The following is a 16660-nucleotide window of genomic DNA, read 5'->3' on the forward strand; positions in this document are numbered from 1 at the left end:
ACTATGTGGACAGTTTTCACAAGCGGATATGTCTGCTCACACAGACATATCTAGAGATCGGGCTAGCATCAATGCCAAAAAGGCAAGCTCATTGTGCGCTACAAGATGAGCTTGCCCCTTACTTACATAATTTTGCTAGTACGAGCCTGAGGCTTCAAGTCAGCTTACATTGCTGTCAAACCGCCATCTGCGACAAATTCCGAGCCTGTCGAATAGCTGGATTCATCCGAAGCCAGGAACAGCACGAGATTCGTAATTTCTTCAGATTTTGCCATGCGCTGCAGCGGGATCATTTTCGCGAATGCTTTAATCTGCTCAACCGCATCCCCTTCTGTAACCATCGGTGTCTCGATTACACCTGGATGCACGGAATTTACCCGGATGTTGTATTTTGCAAATTCAAGCGCCGCCGCTTTCGTAATGCCGCGAACGGCAAATTTTGAGTCCGTATACCCCGGTGCTCCGCCTACCAAGCCGTTGATGGAGGAGATATTGACGATGGAGCCGCCGCCTGCTTTTTTCATAGATGGAAGCACCGCCTTCATTCCTAAAAACACGGACACTTGATTGATTTCAATGATTTTGCGATATTGCGCTTCCGTCATATTTTCAATATTGCTGCTAATGCTGATGCCTGCATTATTGACTAGCACATTGACTGCACCGAAAGCATTCTCTGTTTCGCGGATAACCTGCTCCCAGTCCTCTGCTTTCGTCACATCCTGCTTAATAAAGATCGCTTGCTCGCCAAGCTCCTGCGCAAGCGCTTCTCCGGCTTCCTGATTAAGGTCGGTAATGACAACCTTAGCGCCCTCGGCCACAAATTTTCTTGCATGAGCCTCGCCCATTCCTCTAGCTCCGCCTGTTACGATTGCGATTTTCTCAGACAATCTTGCCATTGTATATTCCTCCTGTACAAAATGATAGTGTTACTATCATTATTCTAAACAATTTAAGCGTCACTTAGCAAATGAGTAATTATGAATGGTTTGGAATAAGCTGGTCAATTGTTAGGTGAACGTGTACTATACGTTTTATTTATCTATGCTCTTGATCCTAATGGTGAGAGGTTAGGCTTGCAACCAATCATTTATTCATGTCAAGATGAAGAAGAGCATCACGAATTAGAGGGGAGAGTCGATATGAGAGAACATGGGCTGGATCTGGGACAGACTGATACATATGCAGCGGCAGTAGAGGACGCCAAAATTCCGATCATCATATGGGTTGTGCTCTCCTATATTGCTGCATTAGTCATGTATATAAGCGTGGATCAGCCGAACTGGCTGATGCTGATGTTTTTTACAGGGTTTATTGCACTCCACATTTCATTGTATTGGCACGCTAAAACATTGCTGCTTAAGCATGCATGGTTTTATTTTGTAATACAGGGAATGATCGTATATGCAGCTTCCTTTCTTGTATTTATCGGATCTCCTGTTGTATTGATTGGCTTATATCCCGTGCTTCTCGGTCAATGTATTGGCGTACTGCGCAATAAATCAAAAACAATGGTTGGGCTTGTAGCAGCAGCTTATCTTATATTAACGATTATCGCTTTGCTGGTAACAGACTGGCTTGATCAATTATTGTTGCTTATTCCGATTTTTCTCTTGATGAATGTGATTGTTATCTCTTATGCCCATTTATTTTTCCGTCAGGTTCATGCACGTTTGCGCACACAGTCCTTTCTTAATGAATTAGAGCAGACCCATCGTAAGGTAGAGGAGCTAACACTTGCTAATGAGCGGCAGCGAATGGCACGTGATCTGCATGATACACTGGCTCAAGGCTTGGCTGGATTAATTATGCAATTGGAGGCAGCCGATGCGCATTTGGAACGCAGTAATTCTATTCGTGCCAAGCAAATCATCCATACTGCAATGGAACGTGCCCGAAGCACGCTTGCTGATGCACGACTCGTTATAGACGAGCTCAGGCTACAGGCCGAGGTGGAACAAGACTTTTCCAGTCGTGTCTTCAGCACAGCCCAGAAGCTGGTCGCATCGAAAGATATTGCTCTGCACATAAATACTTCAGTAGCTGTAGAGCCGCCTGCCATCATCAAGGAGCATTGTTTATTCATTATAAGCGAGGCCATTATGAATGCCATCAAGCATGCTGAGGCAAGCGAAATATGGTTGACATTGCAGCAAGAAAAACACGGGGCTGTTCAGCTTATGATTGCAGATAATGGACAAGGCTTCGACACTGGACGTATTGGCAAGCTGGAAGGGCATTATGGAATAGTAGGCATGACCGAACGCGCACGGCTTATTGGCGGCACGATTAACATAGAAAGTGAGCCTGGCAAAGGAACGACGGTTGTCGTAGAAATAGCAGCAAATGAGGATGGAGCTGAGCGATGAAAAAGCAAATTTTAATTGTGGATGATCACCTGCTTGTAAGAGAAGGCTTGAAGCTAATTATTGAGACGAATGCTGCCTATCAGGTTGTGGCAGAAGCAGAGAACGGCAATGAGGCTTTGGAAATTCTGACACATACCAAGCCGGATATCATTTTGCTGGATTTGAATATGCCAGTTATGAATGGACTGCAGTTCATGCAGCATATTCAGGCTAACGGAGTTCATATTCCGATTATAATTCTGACAACCTATAATGAAAGTGATTATATGCTGCAAGGCTTGGCGCTCGGGGCAAAGGGGTATTTATTAAAGGATACGAGTCGAGATGCTTTGTTTCATACGCTCGAATCTGCTTTGCGAGGTGAGACGCTGCTTCAGCCAGAAGTAGCTGAGAAAATGTTTGCTGTCAAGCAGTCGATGCAGCAGCTTGACAAAAGTCAGAGAAAGACAGCTATTGTTTTATCAGAGCGGGAGCAGCTAGTGCTGCAAGCAGCAGCACGTGGCTATCGGACGAAGGAAATTGCCTTTGATTTAGGAATTTCCGAACGAACAGTAAAGGCTCACTTGACCAATATTTATAATAAGCTGTCAGTTGATTCTCGCTCACAGGCAGTGGCACTCGCTATCGAGCAAGGCTTGATTCATTTATAGCTGTTTTATTGCAACAAATCATTATTGCCCGATCGTACATGGGGGAATGCCCTTTTGTACGATTTTTTTTGCAATGCTTTTTATTACACTACATCTATAATCTAATATTGCTGTAGAGGAAGTGAGCATTGTATGGCAACAAAATTGTTCAAGCTGGGTGAAAGGATATATGAGCATAAGTGGAAGGCTCTGCTTGGCGGCTTGATTGTATTAATTATGACAGCAGCAGCTGCGCTTGGTGTAGGAGCCGCCTTTACTGGAGATATCGAAATTCCAGGAACGAAGTCTGAGCTGGCGATGGAGGTTATGAATGAAAAGTTTCCAAGCGATGAAAGTACAGGCAATGGCAGTGTACAGCTTGTCTTTAAGGCTCCGGCAGGAGCAGTGCTTGACGATGAGACGATAAAGGCTGAAGTAGAACAAGTACTTGAGTATTTATCATCAGATCACGATCTTGAGTCGATTATTAGTCCATATGATAATTACTCACTTAATGCGACAAAAGAAATTGCATATGCGACCTTAAACTACAAACTCCCTGCCGCTGAGGTAGGAGAGCAATCAACGGCCATCATTGAAGAAGCGGTACAACTGGCTCGCCAAGCAGGGTTGCAGGCGGAATATACAGGCAACATCGGTTCTGTTATTCCGGAAATTGGAGGCTTGTCCGAGATCGTGGGAATTGTAGTTGCCTATCTAATTTTAGCGCTGACCTTCGGCTCGCTGCTCGCTGCCGGGTTGCCGATTATAACTGCTGTAATCGGCCTTGGTATCGGAATTATGTTGATTCTATTAAGCACGCATGTGATGGAAGTATCGGCAATATCGATGACTTTAGCGGTAATGCTTGGTCTGGCAGTTGGGATTGATTACGCGCTGTTCATTATTTCACGCCATCGACAGAGCTTGCTTGAAGGCAAAAGTGTGAAGCAGGCTCTGGCAATTGCTAATGCAACCGCTGGCAGCTCTGTCGTATTTGCAGGACTGACCGTTATTATTGCGCTGCTTGGTTTGGCAGTTGTTCGAATTCCATTTTTAACGACCATGGGGATAGCTGCAGCCATTACGGTAGCAGCGGCTATTATTGTCGCTATCACGATAGTGCCTGCCCTGCTGGCTATTGCAGGCGAGCGTATTAGACCGAAAGCCAAGCTGGTAGCGAAGCAAGAAAAAGCAAGCAAAAAAAGTCTGGTAGAGCGCTGGGGCAGCACCATTGTAAAATATCCGCTGCCAATTGCAATTATGACCATCATGCTGTTATTGTTTTGCAGCATTCCCGCACTTAACATGGAGACTGGCTTGCCAGACAACGGGATGAAATCTGAAGAGCTGACAGAAAGAAGAGCCTATGATTTGCTGGCAGAGGGCTATGGTGCCGGAATTAATGGTCCGCTAGTCATTGTCGCAGTTGCTGAGAAGGGTAATGATTCATCGCAGCAAATTACTGAAGCACTTGAGCGGCTTAACGAGCTGCCTAATATTGCGACTATACATCCACCATATTTTAATGAGGATAGTAGTGCCGCAATTATTAATTTACTGCCCGAAACGGGTCCGAATGATCGAAAAACGAAGCAACTGGTGGAAGAAATTCGCCTGAAAGCAGATGATCTATCAGCTCAGTATGGCGTGGAGCTTATGGTTACGGGAAGCACTGCGGTAAATATTGATATTTCCAGCAAGCTTACGGAGGCGTTGCCGCAGTTCGCGATATTGATTGTTTCATTGGCAATTATTTTGCTTGCTATTGTGTTCCGTTCTATCTGGATTCCAATTAAAGCAGTGCTGGGCTATCTGCTTACGCTTACGACCACACTTGGCTTTATCGTGTTTGTTGTTCAGGAGGGTCATCTGGCAAGCTGGTTTGGCATTGCCGAGCCTGGCCCTATTTTAAGCTTCTTGCCTGTATTAACAGCAGGGATATTGTTCGGCTTGGCGATGGACTATGAGGTGTTTTTAGTTAGCCGCATGAGAGAGGAATATGCGAGAACGAAAGACGCTAGGAAGGCAGTGCTTGCAGGCATCAAAAACAGTGGTGGTGTCGTAGTAGCAGCTGGTTTGATTATGGTTGTCGTATTTGCCAGCTTTATATTTGTCGAGGATGGCATGATCAAATCAATGGGGCTAGCGCTGGCCTTTGGCATATTTGTGGATGCTTTTATTGTGAGAATGACGCTTGTTCCTGCCATAATGACCATGATGAAGCGCAGTGCCTGGTATTTTCCGAAATGGCTGGAGCGCATTACGCCATCCGTTGATATTGAAGGAGAAGCAATTATACACGAAATGGAAAAGCAAAACAGCAGCAATCATTCGGTTTAAACAGGATCAGGCAAGCTATTTGTTGAATAACATCAAAATTGTCTTTGTAAACTCGCTGCTACCTGCTTGTACAATAGCTGTACAGGCAGGCAGCGGCGGATTTCTGTGCAAGCTGCAAGCAGACTGTGCAGATAAGGATGAACAAATTGTTGAAGCTAGGAGGCTTTCCGTATGCTAAGCAAAAACTTAAGCTTTTTAATGGAATCATTTTATAATTTGACAGGCCTGCCAATTCGCTATTGCGAAACTGACGGCATGCTTGTTCGCATGCTGCCTAATTCGTCTCAACAACTGGATCCCTATAGTTCTGTATTACCTAAGCTGCTTGAAGCATCGCATGACGTGCAATATGTTGTCACGGAGGATTTTCTGTTTTACGGTAAAATTGATGATACGGCAAACAAGGGATGCTTTATCATTGGACCAGGCTATAATATGCCATTATCTCAACCGCAGTTGACTAAAATTATGGTCAGCGCCAAGATCGCTGCACGAGATCGTGAGCTATTTACGGAATGGATGAGTGAAATTCCATTGCTATCCTTTGAAGGTTTTTTGAATGCGCTATCATTTTTGAACTTTGCATTAAATCGTAACAGAGTAAGCGTAGAGCAGCTGCTATTGCGCGTCAATAGCTCGTATTCTGTTGAGCCTGCGATTACAACCCATTTAACGAATGCATTGTATCATGCTGCAGAAGCAGCATATTTTCATAATACTTACAATTTGGAGCTGCAAATTATTACTTATGTCCGCAATGGCGAAAGAGACAAGCTCGCTGCACTATTCGAAAATTCTGTGCATGGCAAAGGAGGACCGGTAGCCAAGGAAGCGCTGCGTCAGGAGAAGAACATTTTTATCGTAACGGTAACATTGGTGACGAGGGCTGCCATAGAAGGAGGACTGAATATTGAGACAGCGTTCCACCTGAGCGATATTTATATTCAACAAGCAGAAGGCTTGTCACGCATTGAAGCGATCACACTTCTGCGTCAGCAAATGGTGCTGGAGTTTGCAGACAGAGTGGCAAAAAGCAAGTACCCTGCAAACGCCTCACTTGTTACGCTCCAATGCATGCAGTATGTAAAAAAACATATTAATTCTCCAATTTTACTGCGCGATATATCAGAGGCAGTGGGCTTCAGCGCTTCTTATATATCGAAAAAGTTTGCCAAGGAAATGGGGGTTAATCTCAATGATTATATTAATGCTCAAAAAATTCAGGAGGCTAAAAATTTACTGGCATTTACAAATAAATCACTAAGTGAAATAAGCAGCTATTTATGCTTTTCCTCACAGAGTTATTTTCAAAATTTATTTAAAAAGATAGTCGGTATGACTCCAATGCAGTATCGGAACAGCTTTAATCAACACAAATCATAAAGATGAATTGATTTTCTTATAGCAAAGCTTTTATTTACAATATGCAGCCCAAAATTACAATACGTCTGCGAAGTATTCCTATAACATTATCGCTAAGACATCCATTGTAAGGAGGGCGTAATGGAAAATATAAAAGAGCTTGTACATGAGCTGACAATAGAAGAAAAAGCAGCATTGCTTGAAGGTGTTGATTCATGGAATACCAATGAGATCCCAAGGCTTCGTATTCCCAAGCTGTTTCTGACAGATGGTCCGCATGGACTTCGCAAGGTTCGAGTGGCAAATGGCGGTTTTGGTGTTTCTAATAACGAGCATTCTACTTCTTTTCCGACTTCTGCTACTGTGGCTGCTTCCTGGAACCCGGAGCATGCTTATCGGATCGGTGCCGCTATCGCAGAGGAATGTGTCGCAGCTGACGTTGATGTGTTGCTTGCGCCAGGCATTAATATTAAGCGAAGCCCGTTATGCGGCAGAAACTTTGAATACTTCTCAGAGGACCCTTTGCTGTCAGGAAAATTCGGCAGTGCCTTTGTACAAGGCGTGCAAAGTAAAGGGGTTGGTTGCAGCGTTAAGCATTTTGCGGCGAATTCCAATGAAAACTTTCGCTTTAACGGCGACAGCATCGTGGATGAGCGAGCGTTGCGTGAGATTTATTTGAAAGCATTTGAAATCGTTATCAAGGAAGCAAAGCCTTACACGGTCATGTGCTCCTACAATCGGCTGAACGGAGTTTACGCATCGGAAAACAGGCTGCTGCTCACACAAATTTTGCGTGAGGAATGGGGCTTTGACGGGGTGGTTATGACAGATTGGGGCGCAACCTGTGATCGTGTCTCAGGAGTAAAGGCAGGCTGTGAACTCGATATGCCTGGAAGTGTATGGCATAATCGCAAGTCGCTTATTTCCGCGGCTAAAACGGGTCAGCTTACAATGAAGGAATTGAATCAAGCAGTTGAACGAATGCTGACGCTCATTGATAAATGTACATCCTACAAAAAAGAAAGCGCTGTAAATATGGAATCGCATGCACAGTTAGCGTGCGAGGTAGCTAAAGATAGCGCCGTGTTGCTTAAAAATGATGGGGTGCTCCCGCTCAGCCGTGGAGAAAGCCTGCTTGTTGTTGGCGAAATGTTTGAAAAAATGCGTTACCAGGGAGCAGGCTCCTCACTCATCAATCCACCTAAAGTTATTTCTCCCAAGCAGGCATTTGACCATCGAGGCATTGTGTATCGTTATGAAAAAGGGTTTCGCTGCTTTTATGCGGAACGAGATCCACAATTAGAGCAGGCCGCGCTTGCTGCTGCCAAGCAAGCGGACACTATTTTATTCTTTGGCGGGCTTTCTGATTTCGAGGAGAGCGAAGGCTTTGACCGCGAGCATATACGTATGGGAGAAAATCAAACAGCTCTGCTGCAAAGCTTGATTGCAACAGGAAAAAAGGTTGTCTTGATTTTGTTTGCGGGAGCGCCTGTCGAGCTGCCGTTTTTAGACGGTTTATCCGCAGTGCTTAATATGTATTTGCCTGGCATGTACGGTGGTGAGGCAGCGGCTGCTTTGCTGTATGGTGAAGTTTCCCCTTCTGGAAAGCTTACAGAAAGCTGGACAATGCGAATAGAGGATAGCAGCTGCTTTGCCGATTATAATAAGAGCTTGTCATCCAATTACTATGAGAGCGTTTACGTAGGCTATCGCTTTTATGATAAAGCGAAAACGAAGCTACTATTTCCTTTTGGTTTCGGCTTGTCTTATACGAGCTTTAATTACAGTAATCTTTCCTTCACTAAGCACGAGGGGATGCTTACCGTTAAGGCCGACATTACGAATGTTGGCGCGTACGCTGGTGCTGAAGCTGTCCAATTGTATGTAAAGAACAATCAAAGCAATGTATTTAAGGCCGAAAAAGAACTTAAGGCGTTTACTAAGGTGTTTTTGCAGGCCGGAGAGACGAAAACGGTTACGATGAGCTTTCAGCTAAATGATTTATCGTACTGGAATGTAGATCAGCATAGATGGGTTCTGGAAAATGGCAGCTATGAGCTATGTGTTGCTGCTGCTGCTAACGATATTCGGTTGCAAGCGGAGCTCCTTATTACAGAAGGCGAGAATATTCCATCCCCATATTCAGCCGAAGTGATGAGGGCCTATGCCCGTCCTCCGCAAAGCAAACCAGAGTGCTTCGCACAGTTGGTCGGTTACGAAACTGCTGAGCTAAGTCAATCTCATAGACAGCTGACACTCGAATCCTCGCTGTTAGAGTTCAAGCGGTCATTGGCAGGGCGCATTCTTTATTATGCTGTGATGTATGTTATTGAAAAAGAATATAAAAAAGCATTGGCAATGCCCGATTCTCTGGAGCGTGATACTAGACTAAAGAACAGTTATTTTGTTGTCAAAATGATGCCGTTAAATTCGCTACGCTCCATGTGCATGTCGTCAAGCGGAAAATTCACCTATAACTTTGCGATTGGCTTTGTGGAGATGGCTAATGGCCGTCTACTGCAAGGTATTAGAACCATTATGAAAAAAGATAGACGACTTCCGCTGCCAAGTGAACAATAAGGAGAAATCTCATGAAATCCTTCAGAGCAGGCTTACAATCACCAGCTTTTAATTCCAAGATCACAAGTAAAGACACGACAGGCAAGGAACGCTGGCTCGGCTATTTGCTAGGACCAGCGGGTGCACTGCTGCTTAATGCTGTTCTCGCCACATATTTGAATGTATTTTATACCGATGTGCTGGATCTTACTTCAATTGGCGGTGGACTTTTTCTCGTAATATTTCCGATCATATCAAAAATAATATCTGCAATTATTAACGTTATTATGGGATATATTATTGACCGTACAAAGACTAGGCAAGGTAAAGCTCGTCCGTGGCTACTGCTTTCTGCACCGCTTTTATCGCTCACAGGAATTTTATTGTTCACAGTGCCTCAAGCAAGCATGGCTGTTCAGATTATATGGATTGTATTATCTTACAATTTGTACTACTCGTTTGCGTTTACGATGTATAACATGAGCCATAATTTGATGGTTCCGCTTTCTACACGAAATACGACTCAGCGTGGTCAGCTATCGGTATTCAGTCAAATATCCACGATTATGATTTCTGGTATTATTGTAGCGATGGTTTTTCCGATGATTATTCTTCCTGTGATCGGAGTGGATAAAAATCTATGGGTGATAACGATGAGTATTATATCAATTATCGCTCTGCCGTTGACCTTGCTCGAGTATTATTTTACAAAGGAACGCGTAAGTGAAGAAACAATGCAGCATGAGCTTGCTGGACAAACTAAAAAATTACCGCTGAGTACGCAATTGAAAGCGCTTGTAACCGATCGATTCATGCTGATTATTTTAATTTATTTTCTTATATATAACTTTGCGATGCATTTTAAAAATTTAAGTCTGATTTATTATTCCAACTATGTTTTAGGAACGTATAATGATGGAATTACGCAAATGTTGCTCTCAGCCATTGGTGGGATTCCAATGGGGATCGGTGTTTTTCTTGTCTGGCCGCTGGCGAAAAGGTTTGGTAAGAGAAATTTGACATTGGCTGGATTTGTACTCGTGGTGATTGGCAGTGCAATTTGCTGGGCTTTTCCCACCAATATGGTGATTGTGCTTATCGGACAATTTATTAAAAATTTTGGGCTATTGCCAAGTGCGTATGTATTTATGGCGCTTTTTGCTGATACATTGGATCATTTGGAGTGGAAAACAGATTTTCGTTCCGATGGAATTGCAATGTCGATTTACAATACGATCACCGTTGCCCTTCTCGGGATATGTACAGGTATTTTTAATGGATTGCTTGCCAAATCAGGCTATGTTGCTCCTTTTTACAATGAATCAGGACAATTAATAGCGGTTCAGACAGAAGCGGCGCAGCATATGATTACGTTTGCATTTGTTGGCCTGGAAACGATTACGAGCATTATTATTATCGGGCTGCTGTTATTCTTTAATGTAGAAAAGGATATCACGAAAAAACAGGAGGAAATGGCGGCTCGTCAGGAGGAACAAACACATGTTTAAAATCTCTTCTTTAAAAATAGACGGATTAAAACAAGGCTGTATAACGGATCAACGGCCAAATATTACCTTTTCATTGGAGTCCGAGGCACAAGGGGATGCGCTGCAGCATGCTGTAATCAAGGTTGGCGACTGGTCTTATAAAACGACAGATCAGTTAAACAATATTTATGGAGGGGAATTAAAGCCGTTTACTACGTATTCAGTCAAAGTTACTGCTGTTAGTACAAGCGGCCAGCAGGCTGAAGCGGATGCTTCCTTCCAAACAGGCAGAATGAACATTCCTTGGCAGGCAAAATGGATTACTGATGGCAGCTATGATTTTCCGAAAAAGGAATCTCCAGTGCCGATGACCTTTCGAAAGCAATTTAACCTAAAAAAAACGATACGTCATGCTTGGGTTAATGTCACTGCACTTGGTGTATACGAGCTGCTGCTTAATGGAGACAAGGTAGGCTGCGATTATTTTGCTCCTGGCTTTACATCGTACGATTATCAGATTCAATATCAAACCTATGATGTAACCGCACAACTTGTCGCAAATAACGAGATCGTTGCTGTAGTGGCCGGGGGGTGGGCTGCAGGCTCATTCAACTATAATAGAAAAAGTAAAATCAGCGCGGATCGCCAAGCGCTGCTATGTGAGCTGCATGTGCAGTATGAGGATGGAACAAACGAAGTGATTGCTACAGATCAGTCATGGCAGGTATCTTTGGAAGGCAATTATCGTATGGCTGAATGGTATGATGGAGAAACTTACGATGCAACCATTGATCTGAATCATATTTCATTGAAGCCTGTGACGATTACTAGACCACGCAAGCAACCTATCTTGCTGGCTCAATACGGTGAGGCTGTTCGTGTCCAACAAGTGATGAAGCCAATTTCCTGCACCTATTCGCCAAGTGGTGAGCTGATCTATGATTTTGGTCAAAATTTTGCAGGTGTCATTTCAGCAAAGCTGCGAGGGAATGAAAAACAGAAAATCGTATTCCGTCATGCTGAGGTGCTGGTAGACGGAGAGCTTTTTGTTAAATCATTGCGCACTGCTAAAGCGACTGCTACTTATATATGCAAGCAGGGAGAACAGGAATATTCGCCGCGATTAACATATATGGGCTTTCGTTATGTAGGGGTACGAGGAATTGATCCAGAGGAGCTGGAACTGTCAGCGTTGGTGCTGCATTCTGATTTTGAGGAGATCGGTACGTTCGAATGCTCTAATGAATGGATCAATAAGCTGCAAAGCAACATACGCTGGGGAGGGAAATCGAACTTTGTAGACATTCCAACCGATTGCCCGCAGCGCGATGAGCGTCAGGGATGGACGGGGGACATTGCAGTTTTTGCCCGGACAGCCTGCTATAACTTTGATTTGAGCCGCTTTCTTGATAAATGGCTGCTGGATATGCGTTCAGAGCAAGGATCGGGCGGTGGTTTGCCGATGGTAATCCCGCGTGCCGGAGATATGTGGCCAACAATGGCAAACTCAGCCTGGGGCGATAGCTGTATTCTTGTTCCTTGGGCGGAGTATTTGGCTCGTGGCAATAAGCAACTGCTGCATAAGCAGTATCCTACAATTAAAAAATTTCTTGAGGCAGCAAAATGGTGGTCGAGCTTTTTATCGGTTACACCAAATGCGCGTCATATATGGAGATTTCCGTTTCATTTTGGCGACTGGTGTGCGCCTGATGAAACGGTAAGACAATGGCTGAAAAAAGGGAAATGGGTAGGAACGGCTTATTTTGCCAACTCCTGCGGCATTGCAGCAGAAATTGCCGAATTGCTTGGACATAAGCAGGATGCTTTGTATTATCGCAAGCTGCGAAGCAATATTGTGAAAGCTTACCGTGAAGTATTTACAGATGGTAAAGGCAAGCTGAAGAAGGAATTTCAGACTGCTTATGTACTGCCGCTTCATTTTGCGATGACCGAGGGCGAAGAAACGAAAGCAATGGCAGCAAATTTAGTCCGTCTTGTTCGTGAAGCAGGCAATCATCTGACAACTGGCTTCACAGGAACACCTTATCTGCTATTTGCCTTGTCTGACCATGGTCATGCTGATGTAGCGTATGATTTGCTGCTGCAGGATAAATGTCCATCGTGGCTATATGAGGTCAAGGCGGGCGGAACTACAATTTGGGAGCGTTGGGATGCTTTGCGTCCTGATGGCACGGTCAACATTGGCGAGCTTAATGGGGATAAATCAGATGAAAATTCTAACGGCGGCATGGTGTCGTTTAATCATTATGCTAACGGAGCTGTAGGAGATTGGCTGTATCGAAGATTGCTGGGCCTTGAGCCCACCAGCGGAGGCTATAAAACTTTTATGGTGAAACCAGTGCTTGGCGGAGGCATTACTTATGCCAAGGGAAGCATAAAAACACCATATGGGCTGGCTGCAGTAAGCTGGGAGCTGCAGATGGACATCTTCTCTATCGAGCTGCGCGTACCAGTGTCAACAGAAGCGGAACTAGTACTGCCTAACGGCAAGGCGCAAATTATAAAAAGCGGCAATCATGTATTTACATGCAAGCTTAAATGATTGTTCAGGCTTATTCGCTAGCTTTGAGCTGATTTTCTATGGTCCCGGCATAAAAGAAGTAGTACGACCAATGGTGGCCGTACTACTTCTTTTAAATATCCAGTTCTGAAACCTCTTTTTTATATTCCCTTGGATGCTCGTTCTTATTGTGGAGAGGGTCCCACACTTGAGCGAAGAAAGGATCAACCTTAGCTCTTGCCGCATAGTTCCAGCTCTTTCTTTCACACTCTGGACACCAATGACCTCCTTCTAATACAAGGCGAGGACTTGCCGAAAAACGATGGCCAAAAGCACAGGTGAAGTCCAGTTTGCCTTTCCAGTCTCCTGTTTTCATGGAAGCGGAATTGCAGCTGCCGCCTCTGAATTGAGCGGCCCCTTTCATATCCACAAGGTTTAATTCGCTTTCTGGTTTTGTTTCATCATATCCATGATCAATCCACACTATTTTATTCCAGTCCGTGAAATGCTCGAAATCATTAATATTACCTGGAATAGCTTGCCACGCTTCCTTGCTTCCCCAATAGGCATCAATGTGTGCTTCCATGTTTTGCTCAATAAACCTTACAGTTCCGTGTTCCGTTCGCGCTTCTTTCAGGAAGACCTTCTTCATCATACTCCCCATCAGCCTTTGTCCACCGGGCAGCTTGCAAATTATGCGTGAAATAGTGGCTGTTGGTCCAAGTGTTTCAAGATAAGCGTCATAAAAATATTGCATGGAGTCACGCCGGAATTGCAAATGCTGCTCCAGCTTGTCTGAGTCAAGGTAATATTGCCCGTGAAAATTGCGGGTAGCGTACCATTTTGGGTCAATAACATAGCTTAAATCTTTAAATCCAATTGCGCCATAAAGCTTCTTGTACATAGTAAACGTATCTACTCTGCAGCTTTCTCCGCCGCCAATATTATAAATATGCCCCCAGAAGCTCTCGGATAATTCGCCTGTATAATGCTTTCTGCATAAATTGCCCAGTAGTCTGCCAGAGTCTCTATCTGATACATATTCCAGTACGTTATCCAAGCAGTTATGAAACATAATCGCATCTTTGATCTTGCTCATAGCGGGGCCCATAATCCCTGTTTGTCTGAGACTAACCCAATATTTTAACCCAGACTCAATTAGCAGGCGCTCAGCAGCGATTTTTGAAACCGCATAATAATCATACATGCTCGGTTTGATTGGATCGCCGACTCTCCCCCAATGGATAGGCGGCATGCGATCACCTGTTTCAGCAATTGTTCCGATTGATACAACTTTTACATCTTCCATACGATTCTGTTCTTCAATCGCTTGAATAATGTTGCGCATAGAGCCATAGTTTACTTTCATTGCTAGCTTGGGATTGTAATCTGCAGCAGGAGAGACGAGCGCAGCTACATGCAGTACAATATCGGCTCTTTTTACACATTCATACACATCTTTATAATGGGTCACATCTCCCCAATAAATCGTAAGACCATCTATGTTTTTATAAGGCTGTAATTTTTTTCGATCAGCTTCGGTATCCAAAACAAGGATTGTAATGTCCTGCTTGTCAATATCTTTAAGCAGCTCCAACAGACCTAAAAACCCCATTCCTCCAGTTGCGCCAGTTAACAGAACTCTTTGTTTTTTCATTTTCGCGTCCTTTCCAAATGATGTTTTAGCCGACTTAAATTAATTTATAGTATAATTATTTTATACTGACACAGTGTTGTTTTTACAACCATCAGTTGAGTATGATCTGTTGTGTACAAGACACTTTACGTTTTTATGTAGTGAAATCAGCATATTACAGTAAATTAATGAGTGAAAGGATACGATAATGATGGTGAAGAAGGATAATCAACGTGTAAGATTAACTAAAACATTACTTAAGACAAGTCTTATTGATTTGATGCAAAATAAGCAGATTCATAAAATCACAATTAAGGAGCTTTGTGCGCATGCCGAAATAAATCGATCCACCTTTTATTTGTACTATGAAGACCAATTTGCATTGCTTAATGAAATTGAAGATGATTTTCTCAATCACGTGAAAACTCATTTAATAAAAATAGAGCATCCATCAAACGACAGAAATTTCCTTAAAGAGCTTCTTGCTTATATTAAAAATAATGCCCAAATTGTTCGCATTCTCTTGTTTCGACTTGAAAATTTATCATTTCAGACGAGCTTTATTAGTATCGCTATTGATACCTTAAAGTTGAATTTGAAGTATGAATACCCAAATCATCTTGCCGACTATATATATCGTTATTTAACGATGGGGTGTTTAAGCATAATTAAAAAGTGGATTGAAGATGACTTTACATTAAGCTTGGATGAGCTCTCTGATTTAATTTTTCAGCTTTCGGACCACGCTGCTTCAAGCTACAATTAATTTAAAACGGCACTATTGGATTAAAAAATAAATACTTATCCCTAAAAATTAGCCAAAGTGGGTGGTCATATGCTGATTCGTACTTACAGTCCGCAAATGCCTTTATCTATGTTTGTCGATTACTTTTGGTATATGGAAGCTTACAATCCTTCTCATTCGAGAGAACTGACTTTGCCGGACGGTTCTGTGGAAATGATTATCGATCTTGGGGAGGATGTGATTCGACTGTTTGATCGCAACAATCGCGAGTTGGTTTTTGGCCATGCCATTGTCTGCGGTCCGCATTCGGAATATTTTGTGATCAATTCGACATGTGAGTCAAGGGTGATCGGCATCCATTTCAAGCCGGGCGGTATTCACCCGTTTCTGAAAGAACGGCTTGATGAGATTCATAATACACATCTTCCGTTACATGCATTATGGGGATCAAAAATAAGTGGGCTTCGTGATGAACTGCTAGATTCCTTAGTACCAGAAAAGATGTTCCACATTCTTGAACGAAGATTGCTGTCGCTTGCGATAAAGGATTTAGAAAGGCATCCGGCAGTACAATATGTGCTGAACAACCTTCATGGGCATCGGATAGGCGAGGTCATTGAACAGGTCGGCATCAGTCATCGAAGATTCAATCAACTATTCAAGGAAGAAGTGGGCATGACGCCAAAGCGATTAAATCGCATTTATCGGTTTCAGGAAGTACTGCGCAATCTTCATTCCGGGGAATCTCGTTCATGGACAGACATTGCCTTGGAATGCGGTTATTACGATCAGGCACATTTCATTAAAGATTTCCAATCATTCTCCGGGCTTAATCCAAGCGAATATAAGCCCATATCCGGAAGGCATTATAATCACGCTGCGATTTTCACCTAAGGTCAAAAATTTACAATAAATCCTCATGGTTACAGGCTATAATAAATCTAACAAGGTGTATACATTCATGGAATCAAGGTTGTCTTGAAGAAGGTTTTTTCGAAATGAAGGAGGG

The 16660-nt window shown here is 43.3% G+C and carries 11 protein-coding genes; 9 read left to right on the top strand and 2 right to left on the bottom strand.

Annotated elements, in window-relative coordinates; translation table 11 throughout:
- Window positions 1–164: 164 nt before the first annotated feature.
- On the bottom strand, window positions 165–899 hold the full coding sequence (locus KJS52_RS21485; protein ID WP_213519350.1) for a glucose 1-dehydrogenase: 735 nt from the start codon (window positions 897–899) through the stop codon (window positions 165–167).
- Window positions 900–1142: 243 nt separating this feature from the next.
- Between KJS52_RS21485 and KJS52_RS21490 the strand changes: the two genes are divergently transcribed.
- From KJS52_RS21490 to KJS52_RS21520, 7 genes are all read left to right on the top strand, one after another.
- Complete coding sequence (locus KJS52_RS21490) at window positions 1143–2369, top strand: sensor histidine kinase (protein ID WP_213519351.1); 1227 nt, start codon at window positions 1143–1145, stop codon at window positions 2367–2369.
- A complete protein-coding gene (locus KJS52_RS21495; protein WP_213519352.1) occupies window positions 2366–3019 on the top strand; it encodes a response regulator in 654 nt (217 codons plus the stop codon). Before KJS52_RS21490 ends, KJS52_RS21495 begins: the two co-directional genes overlap by 4 nt.
- 132 nt (window positions 3020–3151) lie before the next feature.
- The gene (locus tag KJS52_RS21500) at window positions 3152–5341 is read left to right on the top strand and encodes an MMPL family transporter (RefSeq protein ID WP_213519353.1); all 2190 of its coding nucleotides are present in this window, start codon (window positions 3152–3154) and stop codon (window positions 5339–5341) included.
- A 171-nt stretch (window positions 5342–5512) separates the two neighbouring features.
- Complete coding sequence (locus KJS52_RS21505) at window positions 5513–6724, top strand: AraC family transcriptional regulator (protein ID WP_213519354.1); 1212 nt, start codon at window positions 5513–5515, stop codon at window positions 6722–6724.
- A 120-nt stretch (window positions 6725–6844) separates the two neighbouring features.
- Window positions 6845–9283 carry a glycoside hydrolase family 3 N-terminal domain-containing protein gene (locus KJS52_RS21510; RefSeq protein ID WP_213519355.1) on the top strand — a complete coding sequence of 813 codons (2439 nt, stop codon included), beginning with the start codon at window positions 6845–6847 and terminating at the stop codon, window positions 9281–9283.
- A gap of 11 nt (window positions 9284–9294) precedes the next feature.
- Window positions 9295–10770: an MFS transporter gene (locus KJS52_RS21515; protein ID WP_213519356.1), complete on the top strand. Its 1476-nt coding sequence runs from the start codon at window positions 9295–9297 to the stop codon at window positions 10768–10770.
- Window positions 10763–13312: a family 78 glycoside hydrolase catalytic domain gene (locus KJS52_RS21520; protein WP_213519357.1), complete on the top strand. Its 2550-nt coding sequence runs from the start codon at window positions 10763–10765 to the stop codon at window positions 13310–13312. The genes KJS52_RS21515 and KJS52_RS21520 overlap by 8 nt, the downstream gene beginning before the upstream one ends.
- A gap of 91 nt (window positions 13313–13403) precedes the next feature.
- Here the strand turns inward: KJS52_RS21520 and KJS52_RS21525 are convergent, their stop codons facing one another.
- Window positions 13404–14927, bottom strand: coding sequence for an NAD-dependent epimerase/dehydratase family protein (locus KJS52_RS21525; RefSeq protein WP_213519358.1), 1524 nt, complete (start codon window positions 14925–14927; stop codon window positions 13404–13406).
- 190 nt (window positions 14928–15117) lie between these two features.
- Here KJS52_RS21525 and KJS52_RS21530 point away from each other — a divergent pair, with 190 nt between their 5' ends.
- Window positions 15118–15672 carry a TetR/AcrR family transcriptional regulator gene (locus tag KJS52_RS21530; RefSeq protein WP_213519359.1) on the top strand — a complete coding sequence of 185 codons (555 nt, stop codon included), beginning with the start codon at window positions 15118–15120 and terminating at the stop codon, window positions 15670–15672.
- Between the two features lie 69 nt (window positions 15673–15741).
- Window positions 15742–16545, top strand: a complete 804-nt coding sequence (locus tag KJS52_RS21535; protein WP_213519360.1) for a helix-turn-helix domain-containing protein — start codon at window positions 15742–15744, stop codon at window positions 16543–16545.
- Window positions 16546–16660: the final 115 nt, after the last annotated feature.

It is taken from the genome of Paenibacillus montaniterrae (assembly GCF_018403185.1).
Lineage (GTDB): Bacteria > Bacillota > Bacilli > Paenibacillales > Paenibacillaceae > Pristimantibacillus > Pristimantibacillus montaniterrae.